The organism is Flavobacterium sp. GW821-FHT12A05, from assembly GCF_058807735.1.
The window spans coordinates 204,231-221,304 of sequence record NZ_JBXAQY010000008.1 but is presented as its reverse complement, the minus strand read 5'-3'; the positions used below and the strand labels follow the sequence as shown (position 1 = coordinate 221,304).

Sequence of the window (17,074 nt, the reverse complement as noted above, 5' to 3'; positions counted from 1 at the left end):
ACCAAAAGAAGACTTTATGAACATTCTTGACGATTTAAAACTGCAATACAAATTAGGTGGTGTAGCAATGCGCGTTATTTATTGGAATATCGCATGTTTTCTTATTTCTTTAGTTTTTTTCTATAATTTTTCCAGCGGCAGTTTTGTTTTTCCAAACTGGATTGCATTGTCTTCAGATCCTCAGGTTTTTATGTTTAAACCCTGGACATTTTTAACGTATGCGTTTTTTCATTTCGGATTCATGCATTTACTGTTTAATATGCTGGTTTTAAACTTTGCAAGTAATTTGTTCCTGACTTTCTTTACCCAAAAACAATATTTGGGATTGTATATTTTAGGCGCTATTTTTTCAGGAGTAGTTTTTGCTTTGAGTTTTTATTTTCTAAATATTTCGGCACCTATTGTTGGTGCTTCGGCGGCGATTATGGCCATTTTGGTTGGAGTTACAACTTATCAGCCGTTAATGAATGTTCGTTTACTGCTGGTTGGTAATGTAAAGCTTTGGCATATTACCGGCGTTATTTTGGTTTTAGATTTAATGCAGCTTCGTTTAGAAAATATGGGCGGCCATATTTCGCATTTAGCCGGTGCTGTTTTTGGATTCATTTTCATCAAATTGCTTCAAAACGGAACCGATTTAAGTATTATCATTTCTAGAATTTTAGACTTTTTTGCTAACCTTTTTAGAAAATCCCCAACGACCCCTTTTACAAAAGTTCATAAGAATTACAAGAAACCTACAGAAAAAACAGCATCAAGAATTGTAACGAAAGACAAGACGCAGCAACAAATTGATGAGATCTTAGACAAAATAAGCCAATCCGGCTATGATTGTTTAACAAAAGAAGAAAAAGAGTTTTTATTTAAAGCTGGAAAATAATCCTTTTAGCAAAATAATATGAAAAACCTTTCGTGGTTTAATAAAATAATGTTCTTTTTGAATATAGTGCTGACTGTGCTTACATTTAGTGTCTATATCTTGCCCTTTCTCGCACCTAAAAGTTTTCCGCTTTTATCGGTGCTTACGCTGTTTATGCCGGCTTTTTTTGTTGCAAACGGATTGTTCTTTGTTTATTGGGCTATTCAGTTTAAAAAGCGTCTTATTCTGTCTGGTTTGGTTTTGCTTACCGGAATTACCTTTATCAGCAAGTTTTATAAATTCTCTGCCAAAGAATATGTAAAAGATGAAAAAGATTTCTCGATAATGAGTTATAATGTTCGTCTTTTTAATGTTTTTAAATGGCTGGACCGAGACGATATTCCGGAGAATATTAAAGCCTTTATAGACGAAAAAGATCCTGATATTTTATGTATACAGGAATATTCAAATTCGGCTCATATTGACTTAAAGGTATATCCGCACCGCTATATTTTTATAGACGGAAAACAAATTAAAACGGGGCAGGCCATTTTTTCAAAATTTCCGATTATAGATCAGGGAAAGATTATTTTTCCGAAATCAGATAATAATGTAGTTTATGCCGATATTAAACGCGGCAAAGATGTTATACGAGTGTATAATATGCACTTACAGTCGATTAAGATTTCTCCAGATGTAAGCGAGATTTCAGATGATATCGACAATGTCAACCAGAAAAAATCGCAGCTTATTTATGCCAGAATCAGCAAAGGTTTCAGACAGCAGCAAGAACAGGCCGAAATCTTTAAAGAACATATTAAAAAATGCAAAAGTCCGATTATTATTTGTGGAGACATGAATAATAGTCCGTTTTCGTATGTGTACCGAAACATTAAAGGAAAACTAAAAGATGCTTTTGAAGAAGCAGGAGAAGGATTTGGAGCCACTTATAAATTTAAGTATTACCCAGCCCGAATTGACTATATTTTTACTGATACAAAAATGAAAGTAAAACAGTTTGAAAGTTTTCCTGATTTCGAAAATTCAGATCATTATCCAATTATGACAAGACTTTCTATAGAGTAAATTGTAACCGCGAAGTTTTTTTACCACAAGGATTTTTTACCACAAAGTACGCTAAGATTTAATTTTACTTTACGCATAGAAAACATAAAGTTCGCAAAGCTAAATCAACACATCCCGATAGCTATCGGGATTGCGAACTTTGTGTTTTTATAAAATCATGCTTAAAAAATCTTTGTGCACTTTGTGGTAAAAAAAAACTTTGCGGTTAAGAAAAATCGTTAGACAGATTAGTTTCTGTTTATACGTTTAACTTTCGGTATTGTAAAGGAGAGATTTGTTTTAGCTCTTTAAACTTTCTGTTGAAATTAGAAATATTATTAAAACCGCATAATTCTGCAATTTCTAAAACAGAAAGTTCACTGTTGTTGGCTAATAATTTCGAAGCATGTTCAATTCGTACTTCAATTAAAAACTGAAAAAAAGACTTATTCGTCCGGACTTTAAAATACCGGCAAAAAGCATTTTTAGTCATATTGGCAATCGAAGCAATATCATCTAAATTGATGTTTTTGCTAAAGTTCGTCATCACGTGTTCAAAAACCGTCTGCATCCGTTTTCCTTCATTATCCGTGATTTTTTTATCGTATAAATGATTAGAAAGATATTCTTTGTCGTTGTATGAGAGCCATTTCATGATTTCTAAAAACAAAATGAAACGCTCATAATTGTCGGCTTTTTTTAACTTCTTAAAAGACTTCGTAATCTTTTTTGGTGCATTATGAATGATAAAACCGTTTTTACTGCTTTCCAAAAAAGGATGAATATTTTTAAATGTATTTAAGCTGAAAAAATCTTTTCCAAATGAATTAGTTGTAAAAAACAACGTCCGCATTACTGATCCTTCATTTTCCCGGACTTCACTTCTAAAAACATGAGGTAAGTTGCTTCCTATCACCAGAATATCGCCTTCTCTGTAATGCGAAATAGCATCACCGGCAAAAATGGCACCTTCTCCTTTTTCAATAAAACTAATCTGAATCTCTTCGTGCTGATGAAGTTTGTCATAAAAAACAACTTCTCTATCTTCTTGATATATAAGCGGATCTTCTCCCGATTTAGGGATTTTGAATGGAAAAACTTTCATGGCTGGTTAGGGTTAGTTACTTCAAATATATTTTATTTCGATAAAAAAATAGCAGTATATTAGTTAATTTTTTGCGTAAACGTCACATATCGGGTAAAATAATATCATTTTAGGGTAATTTATAAGCCTTCTTCTGCATTCAATATAAATAATTTTGGCTCTAATTAAAATCAATATTATGAGTATTCAATGGAAAGGCGTAATGCCGGCAGTAACCACAAAATTTACTGCAGATGATAAATTAGACTTCAGAATGTTTGAAGTAAACTTAAAAGCCCAATTAGAAGCCGGTGTTGAAGGAATTATTCTGGGAGGCACATTAGGAGAAGCAAGCACACTTTTAGAAGATGAAAAAAGAGAATTGGTAAAAGGTACTGTAAGCATGGTTAACAATCAGGTGCCGGTAATCATGAATATAGCGGAACAAACCACTCGGGGTGCCATTTTAGCGGCTAACAAAGCTGAAGAAGATGGAGCAAAAGGTTTAATGATGCTGCCTCCTATGCGCTACAAAGCTTCGGATTTTGAAACCGTAACATTTTTTTCTGAAGTAGCTAAAAATACGTCGCTTCCTATCATGGTTTATAATAATCCAATTGATTACAAAATTGAAGTTACGCTGGATATGTTCGAAGAAATTTTAAAATTCGATAATATTCAGGCCGTAAAAGAATCAACAAGGGATATTTCTAACGTAACCCGAATGATTAATCGTTTTGGAGACCGTTTAAAAATATTATCAGGAGTAGATACGCTGGCTTTAGAAAGTTTATTAATGGGATCTCACGGATGGGTTTCTGGTTTAGTAGATGCTTTTCCGAGGGAAACAGTCGCCATTTATAAATTAGCCAAAGCAGGCCGTATAGACGAAGCGCTTAAAATATACAGATGGTTTTTACCTTTATTAGAATTGGATATTAATGCTTTTTTAGTTCAGAATATTAAGCTTGCCGAAGTAGCTACAGGTATTGGTACAGAAAATGTTAGAGCACCAAGATTACCGCTTCGAGGTGCCGAAAGAGAACATGTTTTAGATATTATAGCTAAATCTTTAGCATCAAGGCCGGAATTGCCAGATTATAAAAATTTATAATTATTGACAAACAAGTGGTTTTGCAGGTTTCATTTAAAAAAGTAAAAAAGAAATATGATTACAGGTAAAAATTACGTTGGAAATAAACTTACAGCTGTTGGAAATAAAACGTTCAAAACATTTAATCCGCAGTTAAATATAGAAAATCCCTGGGTTTTTACAGAAGCCGCTCAGGAAGAAATTGAAGAAGCCGTTACATTGGCACACAAGGCATTTGGGATTTATAAAAATTGCTCGGGCCTTGAAAAAGCAGCTTTTTTAAATGCTATTGTGGATGAAATCTTAGCTTTAGGAGATAATTTGTTAGTTCAGTATTGCAGTGAATCCGGATTCTCTATGGCACGTGCAGAAGGCGAACGCGGCAGAATGGTTAGTCAGCTGCGTGCGTTTTCTCAAATGCTTATTGAAGGAAGCTGGGTTCAGGCTGCAATTGATACGGCAATACCAGACCGTGCTCCGGCACCTAAAGAAGATCTGCGAAAATTTTTGGTTCCACTAGGTCCGGTTGTCGTTTTTGGATCAAGCAATTTTCCTTTTGCATTTTCAACAGCCGGAGGAGATACCGCTTCGGCTTTGGCGGCAGGATGTCCTGTAATTGTAAAAAGTCATTCGATGCATGTTGGAACAGGCGAAATGGTGGCGTCAGCAATTATTAAAGCAGCGCAAAAAACAAATATGCCCGAAGGGGTTTTTTCTAATCTGGTTGGCGGCGGAACAACTCTTGGGGCTAGTTTAGTGAAACATCCGTTAGTAAAAGCGGTTGGTTTTACCGGAAGCATTCGTGCCGGAAGAGCCTTGTTTGATCTTGCTGCACAAAGACCGGAACCAATACCAGTCTTTGCCGAAATGGGAAGTATAAATCCTGTGGTGTTTTTGCCAAAAGCATTGACCCTAAACAGTCAAAAATGGGCTGGCGCTTATGCTGGATCAATTACGCTTGGCGCAGGTCAGTTTTGTACCAATCCCGGTTTATTACTTGGAATTAAAGGCGCAGCACTAGATCATTTTTCAGAAGAATTAGCAAAAGCCATTGAAAAAGTAGAGCCGTCTTGTATGCTGCATCCGTCAATGAAAGCGGGTTTTGACGAAGGAACTGAAACAATGCTTTCTCAAACCGGAGTTTCTAAAATTGCTGCATACAAAGGCGAAGTTGCTCCCAATTATGGTTCACAGCAGATTTTAACGGTAGACGGAAAAACTTTTTTAGAAAATAAAACTTTAAGTCACGAAGTATTTGGGCCTGTTTCAATACTTGTACAATGTGATGATGAGGAACAATTACTGAAAATTGTCAGTCAGTTAGACGGGCAGTTAACAGGAACGATCATTGGAGAATCTGGCGAATTAAAAGAGCATGACCAATTAATTAAAGCCATGCAGAACAAAGTGGGGCGCTTGATTTTTAATGGTGTTCCTACCGGAGTTGAAGTTTGTCCGGCAATGATTCACGGAGGTCCTTATCCTGCCTCTTCCGATTCCAGATTTACAGCAGTTGGTATTCATGCCGTTTACCGCTGGGTGCGTCCGTTTAGTTTTCAGAACTGGCCAAATGAGTTATTACCGCCGGAATTGCAAAATGAAAATCCGCTGCAAATTTTAAGAACATTAAATAATATTCAAACCAAATCTCAGATATAATAATGTCAAAGAAAACCTTTTTTTGTGTAGATGCACACACTTGCGGTAATCCTGTGAGAGTTGTGGCCGGAGGCGGACCTAATTTGAAAGGCGCTAATATGAGCGAAAAACGTCAGCATTTTTTAAAAGAATTTGATTGGATTCGTAAAGGATTAATGTTCGAACCTCGAGGTCACGACATGATGAGCGGCAGTATTTTATATCCGCCAAGTGATCCCGAAAATGATTTTGGAATTTTGTTTATCGAAACTTCCGGCTGTCTGCCTATGTGCGGCCACGGAACAATCGGAACTATTACCATTGCAATCGAGGAAGGTTTAGTAACACCTAAAACACCCGGAAAAATAAAAATGGAAGCTCCAGCCGGTTTGGTTAATATTGAATACCAGCAAACTGCAGGAAAAGTAGAATGGGTACGTTTGACCAATGTAAAATCGTATCTGGCTGCAGAAGGCTTAACTATTAATTGTCCTGAACTGGGCGAAATTACTTTTGATGTCGCTTACGGCGGTAATTATTATGCGATTGTCGATCCGCAGGAAAATTTTTCAGGAATCCAGGATTTTTCTGCTGGCAAAATTATTCAGTTAAGTCAGGAACTTCGCAAACGCATCAATCAAAAATATCCGGATTATTTTATTCATCCGCAAAATGATACCATTCGTGATGTGAGCCACATGTTGTGGACAGGAGAACCATTAGATCCAAAATCTTCCGGCCGAAACGCTGTTTTTTACGGAGATAAAGCCATAGACCGTTCGCCTTGCGGCACCGGAACTTCGGCACGAATTGCACAGCTTCATGCGAAAGGAAAACTTAAAAAGGGCGAAGATTTTATACATGAAAGTTACATTGGCAGTAAGTTTATTGGCAGAGTGGTAGAAGAAACAAGCATTGGCGAAATTCCGGCAATTGTACCTAGCATTCAGGGCTGGGCAAAAGTATACGGTTATAATACCATCATGATCGACGAATCTGATGATCCGTATGCACATGGTTTTCAGGTAATTTAATAACTATTAAAAATTTAAATTCATAGAAGAAGAATAGGGGATCTTCTTCTATGAATTTTTTAATTCTGTTCTAATGAAAAAAGTAAGTATAATTGGAGGAGGTATAATAGGTTTGTGTTCAGCTTATTATCTTGCTAAAGAAGGATATGAAGTAGCTGTTTTTGATCAGTCGGCAATGAACGATGGCTGTTCTTACGGAAACGCCGGAATGATTGTTCCGTCGCATATAATTCCGCTGGCACAGCCCGGAATGATTGCGCAGGGAATAAAATGGATGTTTGACAGTCAGAGTCCGTTTTATGTAAAACCAAGATTAAACAACGATTTAATAAAATGGGGACTTCAGTTTTATAAACATGCCAATGCGAAACATGTAGAAAAAGCGATTCCTGCGCTAAGGGATTTATCGCTTCTGAGTAAAGAATTGTATCAGGATTTTGCCATGACAAACGATTCCTTTTTTTATGAAGAAAAAGGACTTTTGATGCTGTATAAAACAGAAAAAACAGCGACCGAAATGTTTCATGAAGGAAAAGAAGCAGAACGTGCAGGTTTAAAAGTTAATTATCTTTCGGCTGCCGAAGTGGCAAGGCTGGAAAAAGGAACGGTAACAAATGTTTTGGGCGGTATTCATTACAAAAGCGATGCACATTTGTATCCTCAAAAATTCCTTCAGTTTATCAAGCAGGAATTAACAAAATTAAAGGTCGAAATTCATCCGCTTACAACAGTTCAGGATTTTCGTTTTGACCAAAATAAAATCACTAAAATTGTAACAGATAAAGGTGCTTTTGCGACAGATGAAGTAGTTTTGGCGGCTGGTTCCTGGAGCCCTTCATTAGCAAAGAAATTAGGGATTTCGGTTTCGATTTTACCGGGCAAAGGATATAGTTTTACGCTAAAGGATAAAAAACACAAACCGTCGATTCCTTCTATTTTATGTGAAGGAAAAGTAGCCGTAACTCCTATGAATACAGATATACGTTTTGGCGGTACTATGGAAATTACACATACAGGTGATACCAAAATCAATAAAAACAGGCTGCAGGGAATTGTAAACAGTATAAACGATTTTTATCCGGAAATGAAAATTGAAATGCCTCAGGAAGAACAAACCTGGTTTGGGTTCAGACCTTGTACGCCTTCGGGGATGCCTGTTATCATGCGATCACAAAAAGTTGTAAATTTGACTTTCGCCACAGGACATGCCATGATGGGATTAAGTCTTGCGCCGGCAACAGGAAAAATAATTACTGAAATTATTTCAGGCAAAACAACTTCTGTTGATACAAAAATGTTTCAATTATAAAATATGAGATACGATTCAATTCCGGTTTCTTTGTTCGAAAATAACCGAAAAAGGTTTACCGCAAAAATGCAAAACAATAGTCTGGCTATTCTGACTTCAAATGATGTAATGCCCAATAATGCAGATGACGTTATGGGATTTGCCCAAAATAATGATTTGTTTTATTTATCCGGAATTGAGCAGGATGAAACTATTTTAGTGCTTTATCCCAATGCTTTTAAAGAAGAAAACCGGGCCATTTTATTTGTAAAAGAAGCCAATGAGCAAACTTTAATTTGGGATGGGGATTTTTTAAGCAAAGAAAAAGTAACCGCTATTTCGGGAATTAAAAATGTAAAGTGGATTCATGAATTCGAAAAGACCATACAGCTTTTTGCATTTGAAGCCGATACCCTTTATTTAGGACATAATGAGCATATTAAAAGGCTGACTTCAGAAATGAATACACGTCAGGATCGAATGATTCAGTGGTGTAAACAAAAATATCCGCTGCATCAATACGAGCGCGCGGCTAAAATTACCCGAGAGCTGCGTCCTGTAAAATCAGAAGAAGAAATTGATTTGATTAAAAAAGCAGTTTCGATAAGTGTAAAAGGATTTAACGGACTTTTAAAAGCTGTAAAACCCGGCATAAAAGAATATGAATTAGAAGCCGAACTGGCGTATCAATACATTAAAAATGGAGGAAATCGCCATGCGTTTAAACCTATTATAGCTTCGGGTAAAAATGCCTGTTCGCTTCATTATAACACCAATGATTCCGTTTGTCAGGATGGCGAAATGATTTTGGTAGATTTTGGTGTTTGTTATGCAAATTATAATTCAGATATTACACGCTGTATTCCGGTAAACGGGAAATTTTCAGCACGTCAGAAAGAAGTTTACGAATCGGTTTTGCATTGCTTAAAAGAAGGATCTAAGTTTTTAAAACCAAGAATTTTGTCTAAAGAGTATGAATTGCAGATGGCAAGTCTGATCGAAGCCGAATTGGTTAAATTAAAATTAATTACGTTGGAAGATATAGCTTCGCAAGATCCTCAAAATCCGGCATACAAAAAATATTTCATGCACGGCACGGCACATCATTTAGGACTTGATGTTCACGATGTTGGATTGTATTCAAAACCTTTCGAAAAAGGAATGGTGCTGACATGCGAGCCCGGAATTTATATTCGGGAGGAAGGAATTGGCTGCCGATTAGAAAACGATTATCTGCTGACAGAAAACGGAAATATCAATTTGTGTCAGGAAATGCCAATTGAAATTACAGATATAGAACAGCTCATAAATACCAAAAATTAACCATGATAAAAAAACGCTTTTTACTACTCTTATTAGTATGTACAAGTCTCTTTGCACAGACAGGCATTGACATTAACGAATTAAAATGGCTGCCCAATTCGCATTCATTTTGGGTAAATTCAGACCAGAACATTTTGGTTTATGATATAGATAAATTAAATCAGAGTACTACTATATTAACCAGCGAGCAGTTAAAAAATGCCGGTTTCAGTGGAGAAGTTGAAGATTTGGTTTGGAATCAAAATAAGACAAAAGTGCTGGTTTATACCAATTCAAAAAAAGTATGGAGAGCCAATACAAAAGGCGATTATTGGTTTTTTGATTTAACTTCTGGAACGGGCAGAAAACTTGGAGCTAATTTAGAAGAGTCTTCATTGATGTTTGCCAAATTTTCTAATGATAACGAAAACGTAGCTTACGTTTCAAAGCATAATATTTATCTTGAAAATCTGGCTTCGGGAAAAATAACACCTTTAACAACAGATGGAACAGATAAAATAATCAACGGAACTTTTGACTGGGTTTATGAAGAAGAACTGGCAGCCCGTGACGGATTTCGCTGGAGTCCTGATGGAAAAAGCATTGCGTTTTGGCGTGTTGATGCCTCAGAAACCAAATTTCACTTCATGATTAACAATACGGATGCTTTATATCCTTTTATTGTTCCGGTTGAATATCCTAAAGCCGGAGAAAAACCTTCTAATGTAAAAATCGGCGTTATTGATATTGATGCTTTAAAAACAAACTGGCTGGATATTCCGGGTGAACCTGATAATAATTATTTGGTTCGAATGGAATGGATTGAAAAAGATGCTGTAATGGTAGTGCAGTTAAACCGAAATCAAAATCAGGCTTCGATTTATAATTGCAATACAAAATCTGGGAAAGCAAATTTAATCTATCAGGAAAAATCAGCGGAGTGGATTGATGTTTTTGATATTTCTTCCGGAGTTTATGATGGATTTCCTTGTCAGTTTGTAGATAACGGAAAAGCTTTTTTATGGAGTTCTGATGCTGATGGCTGGATGCACATTTATAAAATAAGCCGTGACGGAAAGAAAAAGGAACTTATTACAACCGGAAATTATGATGCTTATTTTAAAGCCTATAATGATAAAACAAAATCGATTTATTATATCGCAAGTCCTAAAGACGCAACGCAGCGTTATTTGTATGAAACCAATCTAAACTCCCGAAAAACGAAAAGAATTACTCCGGAAGTATTTGAAGGAACGAACGAATACGAGTTTTCTACAGATGGGGCTTACGCAAAACATACCAATTCTAATATCAATCGTGATTTTAACAGCCGATTAGTTTCGGTAGCTAATCATAAAAAAATAGTACCAAAAGAAGAAGATGTTTTTGCGAAACCAAGACGTAATTTTTCTTTAGAAAAGTTTAAAGTAACCACTGCTGATGGTATAGAAATGGACGGAATTATGGCCAAACCGCTAGATTTTGATCCGTCAAAAAAATATCCGTTGTTTTTTTATGTTTATGGAGAACCAATGGCTTCTGTAGCCAATGATATGCCTTATTTTAACGGATTTATAGATTTGTTGATTCCACAAGGATACATCGGAATCGCAATGGACAATAGAGGAACTCCGGTTTTAAAAGGTACAAAATGGAGAAAATCTATTTATAAAAACATTGGTATTGTAAATACCCGCGATCAGGCAATGGCAGCAAAGGAAATCTTGAAATGGAATTTCATTGATACCAACAGAGTGGCTGTTCATGGATGGAGCGGAGGCGGCGCTGTTACGCTGAATTTAATGTTTCAATATCCGGACATTTACAAAACAGGTGTTGCTATCGCGGCAGTTACAGATCAGCATTTTTATGATAATATCTATACAGAACGTTATATGGGACTGCCGAACGAAAACGAAGCAGCGTATATTCAGGCTTCGCCGGTAACACACGCAAAGAATTTAAAAGGAAACCTGCTTTACATTCACGGAACAGGAGATGATAACGTGCATTACAAAAATGCCGAAGTTTTGATAAACGAATTAATAAAATACGATAAGGTATTTAACTTAATGATTTACCCAAATCGTTCGCATTCTATTTATGAGGGCGAAGGAACAACAAAACATTTAATAGATACTTTTATAAAATTTATTGAAGAAAAATGCCCTCCGGAAGCAAAATAATAGACTTTTAGAATTGTAAAAAAGGGAGAATTTCTGTAAAAAGAAGTTCTCTCTTTTTTTTGTAATGAATTAAAAATCATGAAATTTAACCGCAAAGCGCGCTAAGATTTTTATCTAATCGTATGTTCAAAAACACAAAGTTCGCAAAGCTGTTTGAATACAAAGCTTTGCGAACTTTGCGCTTTTATAAAAGCCAGTAATGTTTAAAATCTTAGCGTGCTTTGCGGTTTAAAAAATGATTTTATATACCTCCGTTGGAGCATTTTTGAATCAAAGAAAATCCGTGTAAATCTGCGTTTTCGCGAAAGCGAATCCGTATCATCCGCGTACCATTTCTTCAATATAATAATATCGATTTTTCAACCAAAAAAATAGTCATTTTTTAAATGGTAAGATAATACATGTAAAAATGATAATTACGTAATTAATGGGTAATATAATCGGTTTTTGTGGTAATATATTATCATAAAAATTATTGAAAAAGCAAAATATTTGCCAATACTAATTATAAAACCATTTTATGAAATTTAAGTTTTTTCAAAGAAAAACGGCGGTACTTTTTTTCGTACTGCTGGCTCAATTTGCGCTTGCACAAGAGCGGATTGTATCAGGAATTGTGTCAGATGATACGGGAATACCTTTGCCGGGTGCGACTGTATCGATCAAGGGAACCAAAACAGGAACACAAACAGATTTTGACGGAAAATATTCTATTGAGGCGAGTCCAAATTCTGTTCTTGTCTTTAATTATATTGGCATGAAAACTCAGGAAATAACAGCGGCCAATACTACTGTAAATGTTGTTTTATCCGGAGGTTCAGAACAGCTGAAAGAAATTGTAGTTACGGCCTTGGGAGTGAAAAGAGAAAAGAAATCTCTTGGATATGCCACTCAGGAAATAAAAGGTGAAGACCTGACGAAGATCAATACAGGAAATGTCGCCAACTCTATTTCGGGTAAAATTGCCGGGGTGCAAATTAGAAGAAACAATAATATTGGAGGTTCGACAAATGTCATCATTCGCGGTACTACTTCGCTTACAGGAAACAATCAGGCATTGTGGATCGTAGACGGTATTCCGTTAAACAATGACAATACCAACAGTGCCGATCAAAAAAGCGGTGGCAATACGGGAGGTTATGATTATGGAAATGCCGCTTCGGATATTAATCCAGATGACATCGAAACCATGAACGTTCTAAAAGGATCTGCCGCTTCGGCTTTGTACGGTTCAAGAGCTTCAAACGGAGTAATTTTGGTTACCCTGAAAAGAGGAAGTAAATCGAAAGGAGGTCTTGGAGTAACGTTTAGTTCAGGAGTAACCGTTGGAGTAGTCGATAAGAAAACATTACCGGAATACCAAAATCAATACGGAGGCGGTTATGGCGATTTTTACGGAACTGTGAATTTGGGAGGTGGTCTGCATTCTTATGCTGCAACCGATGACGCTTCATGGGGACCAAAATTTGATCCTAATTTGTTGGTTTACAATTGGAGTTCCTTCTACCCGGAATTGCCTGGTTATGGAAAAGCAACACCATGGACTGCCGTAAAAAATAATCCAAATAGTTTTTATCAGAATAGCTTAACCTATATCAATACAATTGCAATTGCAGCAGGAAATGAAAATGGAGATTTCAGATTTGGTTATACCAATTACAATCAGGATCAGGGAATTTTGCCTAACAGCGACAATCGTAAAGATAATTTCAACTTCTCGGCAAGTTATAATTTAAAGCCTAAGACTAAAATATCGGCGTCAGCCAATTATTTAAAAGCAAATGCCAAAGGGATGAACGAAACCGGTTATGGCGATGGCGGAAATAACTTTTTAAGCAGTATAAGACAATGGTATTCGACAAGTGTAGATTTTAAGGATTTAGAAAACGCCTATAATCTAACTAAAGAAAATACAACCTGGAGTGTAGGTGGACCAAACGATTTAAATATTCAGTTTCATGATAACCCATATTTCCAGAGATATAATAATTACAATACATTGGATCGTGATCGTTTCTTTGGAAACGTCAATCTTACTACACAAGTAAACGATTGGTTCGATATTACAGGTAAAGGAGCGGTAGATTATTACCATCAATTACAGCAGGAACGTATTGCTGTAGGGTCAAAAAGAACGCCTAATACATTGGGTCAGTATACAAGATATGATAAAACTTTTAGAGAAATCAATTTTGATTTAATCCTGAATTTTAAAACAGATATTACAGATAACATCAAATTCACAGGTTTGGTGGGAGCTAATTCAAGACGTTCCAGCAGTACTTCAATATACGCTGCAACCAATGGCGGATTAGTAGTTCCGGGAATTTATGCTTTGAATAATTCAATTGATAAAATAAACAGTCCGGGAGAATCGCAGACGACTTTGGGGACAAATAGTATTTACGCCAATGCAAGTTTTAATTTCTTAGAAACTTATTTCTTAGAAGGAACTTATCGTGTAGATCAGTCATCGACATTGCCAAAAGACAATAACACCTATTCTTATCCTTCTATTACGGGAACTTATATTTTTAGTAATCACATTAAAACAGACTGGCTGTCTTTCGGGAAATTACGTTTGAATTATGCCGAAACGGGTAACGATGCACCTTTTGCAGTGACTTCATCAACTTATCCTAAAAACGATAATTTTGGTCCTGACGGAGTTCGTTTTTCTACGGAAAACAGTAAAAGCAACGCCGATCTAAAAAGCGAGCTGACAAAAGGTTTTGAAGCAGGTATTGAATTTAAATTGTTTAAAAACAGAGTAGGTTTTGATTTTTCATACTATAAAACCAATACCACAAATCAGATTCTTTCTATTGAAACTCCAACGCAGACAGGATACACCAGAGCGTGGATAAATGCGGGAGATGTTCAAAATAAAGGATATGAGGTAACCCTGACTGTAGTTCCGGTTAAAACGAAAGACTTTTCATGGGAAGCAAAAATAAACTGGTCTACAAATAAAAATGAAGTAATATCATTAGGAGGTGCTGATCGAATTTCGTTAGGATCTTTTCAGGGTGTAGGTTATGTTGCTGAGGTTGGAAAACCAGTTGGACAGCTTATAGGTTCTGGCTTTACTTATCTAGATGGGCAAAAAGTAATTCGCTCAAACGGAAGATATCTGCAGACTGCCGGAGCAACAATTGGTGATGTAAATCCGGATTGGATTGGAGGTTTCAATAACGTTATCAATTATAAAAACTTCTCCTTCAATTTCTTAATCGATGTCAAAAAAGGAGGAGATGTTTATTCATTAGACCAGCGTTTTGGACATACAACGGGAATCTACCAAAGCACGGTATCAAACAATCATTTAGGAAATCCGCAGCGAGATCCGGTTGCAAATGGCGGCGGTATTTTATTGCCGGGTGTTAAAGAAAACGGAACTCCAAATGATAAAATTGTGAGTGTAGAAGGTGCGGATGGTTATTCTTTTTATAATTCAATGCCGGAGCAGCAATATGTATACGATGCTTCGTATGTTAAACTGCGTGAGGTTGGTTTAAGCTACAGACTTCCTTCAAAATTTCTGACTAAGACTTTTATAAGCAATATTATTTTCGCTGTCAACGGAAGCAATTTATGGATTATCAGTAAAAATCTGCCTTATGCCGATCCGGAAGCGGGACTTTCTTCAGGAAATCTTCAGGGTTTTCAAACCGGAGTTTTGCCTACTTCAAAAGAGTACAACTTTAATATGAAAGTTCAATTCTAAAAAACAAACAAAATGAAAATAGTAAAAACAATATTTTTCGCAGGAGTCATTTTGCTTTCGGCTGCGTCATGCGATAATTTAGAAGATTTAAATCAGGACGAAAAAGCCTATACAACCGTTTTACCCGGTGCTTTAATGACAAGTGCACAGGTTAATTACGCCTATTTCCTCAATAATGCCTCTGTAAACAATAATAACTTTAGAGGTTATGTGCAATACTGGACAACCACAACTTATACTGATGAGGTAAATTACAATCAGGAAAGAAGAAACTTAGGAAACGCACATGCTGTTTTATTGTACAGAGATGTTTTGCAGGATTTAGTAAATGCTCAAAAACAAATTAAAGATAAAGAAGCTTTAGGAGCGGTAGATATTGCGGTGAAGAAAAACAATATTGCCATTTTAGAAGTTCAAATCGTAATGGCATATCAAACATTGGTAGATTTATTTGGAAATGTTCCTTATACAGAAGCCTTGGATATTAAAGGGCATCCTTATCCTAAATACGATGATGCAAAAGCTATTTATTTAGATTTGGCTAAACGCCTAGATGCTGCAATTGCAGATATGGATGCTACTAAAGCGAGTTTTGGTACTGCCGATTTAATTTATAAGGGAAATGTTGGCAAATGGAAAGTATTGGCTAACAGCGTAAAATTAAAATTAGGGTTACATCTTGCCGATGTTGAGCCTCCGCTGGCCAAAACGATGGTTGAAAGTGCTTATACTTCAGGATTGATGACAAGCGAAAGCCAGACGGCTCTTTTTCAGTATTTTTCGTCATTAGTTGATATGAATCCTTTGTATGATACTTTGGTAAACGAAAGTCAGACCGTGCCTACTGAGTTTTTTGTGAATGAGTTAAATACAAAAGAAGATCCAAGACGTGATGTATTTTTTAATCCGAATTCAAAAAAACTAGGAAGTTATAAAGGAGCGCCTTATGCCAAACAGGTAAGTTATGGTGATTTTTCTAACGTGGGACCGAAGTTTAAAGAAAAAACAAATCCGGGAGTTCTTTTCGATTATACTGAAACCTGTTTCTTATTGGCAGATGCTGCAAATAGAGGTTTTAGTGTAGGAGGAACTGCAGAAGAATATTATAAAAAAGGTATTTTGGCCAGCATGCAATTTTGGGGAATTGCCAATGCTGATGCCCAAACATACCTAAACAGAGCTGATGTAGATTTTGCAACAGCAACAGGAACGGCTAAACAAAAAATAGCCTACCAGCTTTGGATTGCCTATTACAATAGAGGATTTGAAGCCTGGACAGAATACCGAAGATTAGATTATCCTTTATTGCAAGCTCCTTCGACCGCAGTTGATGCGGCGCAGGGAAAAGTTCCGGTTCGTAATATTTATTCCATTTTTGATAAGACTTTGAATAAGGAAAATTATGAGGCTGCAGCCACAGCTATTGGGGGAGATTTAATGACCACAAAAATTTTCTGGGATAAATTTTAGTTTGAATTAGTTTCCTGTTTTTAACCGGGAGATCTTTAATTAGATTTTCCGGTTTTTTTGTTTTTTACCGCAAAGAGCGCAAAGGTTTACGCAGGGTTCGCAAAGTTTTTAAAAAGCTTTGCGAACCTTGCGTTTTATTTCATTGCGAACTTTGCGGTTAAACCTATAAGGTCAGGGGTATTTGTTTATGTTTGATAAAAAGGCAATTTAGGTGTTAAATACGTATTTTATTGTCTTTATTTTTTTAAAGTATGTTTTTTTATGGTTAAAAACCTGTTAATCTTGTATTAAATATTAGTTAGATAGTATCAGTCAGTTAGAAATCATC

11 protein-coding genes are annotated in these 17,074 nt (G+C 36.1%); 10 read left to right on the top strand and 1 reads right to left on the bottom strand.

All coding sequences use genetic code 11. The features are described 5' to 3' along the window. Positions 1-16 precede the first annotated feature (16 nt). Together AC1RRQ_RS19465 and AC1RRQ_RS19460 are read left to right on the top strand one after the other, a co-directional pair. Positions 17-880, top strand: coding sequence for a rhomboid family intramembrane serine protease (locus AC1RRQ_RS19465; protein ID WP_493024666.1), 864 nt, complete (start codon positions 17-19; stop codon positions 878-880). An 18-nt stretch (positions 881-898) separates the two neighbouring features. Then, positions 899-1,945 (top strand): endonuclease/exonuclease/phosphatase family protein, encoded by a 1,047-nt coding sequence (locus AC1RRQ_RS19460; protein ID WP_493024665.1) that lies wholly within the window; start codon positions 899-901, stop codon positions 1,943-1,945. A 238-nt stretch (positions 1,946-2,183) separates the two neighbouring features. Here the strand turns inward: AC1RRQ_RS19460 and AC1RRQ_RS19455 are convergent, their stop codons facing one another. Beyond that, positions 2,184-3,029, bottom strand: a complete 846-nt coding sequence (locus tag AC1RRQ_RS19455; RefSeq protein ID WP_493024664.1) for an AraC family transcriptional regulator — start codon at positions 3,027-3,029, stop codon at positions 2,184-2,186. A gap of 178 nt (positions 3,030-3,207) precedes the next feature. On the opposite strand from AC1RRQ_RS19455, the gene AC1RRQ_RS19450 reads away from it, so the two are divergent. The 8 genes from AC1RRQ_RS19450 to AC1RRQ_RS19415 all read left to right on the top strand — a co-directional run bounded on the left by AC1RRQ_RS19450 (position 3,208) and on the right by AC1RRQ_RS19415 (position 16,746). Beyond that, positions 3,208-4,122 (top strand): dihydrodipicolinate synthase family protein, encoded by a 915-nt coding sequence (locus AC1RRQ_RS19450; protein ID WP_493024663.1) that lies wholly within the window; start codon positions 3,208-3,210, stop codon positions 4,120-4,122. Between the two features lie 54 nt (positions 4,123-4,176). Further along, positions 4,177-5,760: an aldehyde dehydrogenase (NADP(+)) gene (locus AC1RRQ_RS19445; RefSeq protein ID WP_493024662.1), complete on the top strand. Its 1,584-nt coding sequence runs from the start codon at positions 4,177-4,179 to the stop codon at positions 5,758-5,760. Between the two features lie 2 nt (positions 5,761-5,762). Further along, the gene (locus AC1RRQ_RS19440; RefSeq protein ID WP_493024661.1) at positions 5,763-6,773 is read left to right on the top strand and encodes a 4-hydroxyproline epimerase; all 1,011 of its coding nucleotides are present in this window, start codon (positions 5,763-5,765) and stop codon (positions 6,771-6,773) included. 73 nt (positions 6,774-6,846) lie between these two features. Further along, a complete protein-coding gene (locus AC1RRQ_RS19435) occupies positions 6,847-8,082 on the top strand; it encodes an NAD(P)/FAD-dependent oxidoreductase (protein WP_493024660.1) in 1,236 nt (411 codons plus the stop codon). Between the two features lie 3 nt (positions 8,083-8,085). Next, positions 8,086-9,384 carry an aminopeptidase P family protein gene (locus AC1RRQ_RS19430; protein ID WP_493024659.1) on the top strand — a complete coding sequence of 433 codons (1,299 nt, stop codon included), beginning with the start codon at positions 8,086-8,088 and terminating at the stop codon, positions 9,382-9,384. 2 nt (positions 9,385-9,386) lie between these two features. Beyond that, positions 9,387-11,549: a S9 family peptidase gene (locus tag AC1RRQ_RS19425; RefSeq protein WP_493024658.1), complete on the top strand. Its 2,163-nt coding sequence runs from the start codon at positions 9,387-9,389 to the stop codon at positions 11,547-11,549. 520 nt (positions 11,550-12,069) lie between these two features. Beyond that, positions 12,070-15,276 carry a SusC/RagA family TonB-linked outer membrane protein gene (locus tag AC1RRQ_RS19420; RefSeq protein WP_493024657.1) on the top strand — a complete coding sequence of 1,069 codons (3,207 nt, stop codon included), beginning with the start codon at positions 12,070-12,072 and terminating at the stop codon, positions 15,274-15,276. A gap of 12 nt (positions 15,277-15,288) precedes the next feature. Beyond that, complete coding sequence (locus AC1RRQ_RS19415; RefSeq protein ID WP_493024656.1) at positions 15,289-16,746, top strand: SusD/RagB family nutrient-binding outer membrane lipoprotein; 1,458 nt, start codon at positions 15,289-15,291, stop codon at positions 16,744-16,746. Positions 16,747-17,074 lie beyond the last annotated feature (328 nt).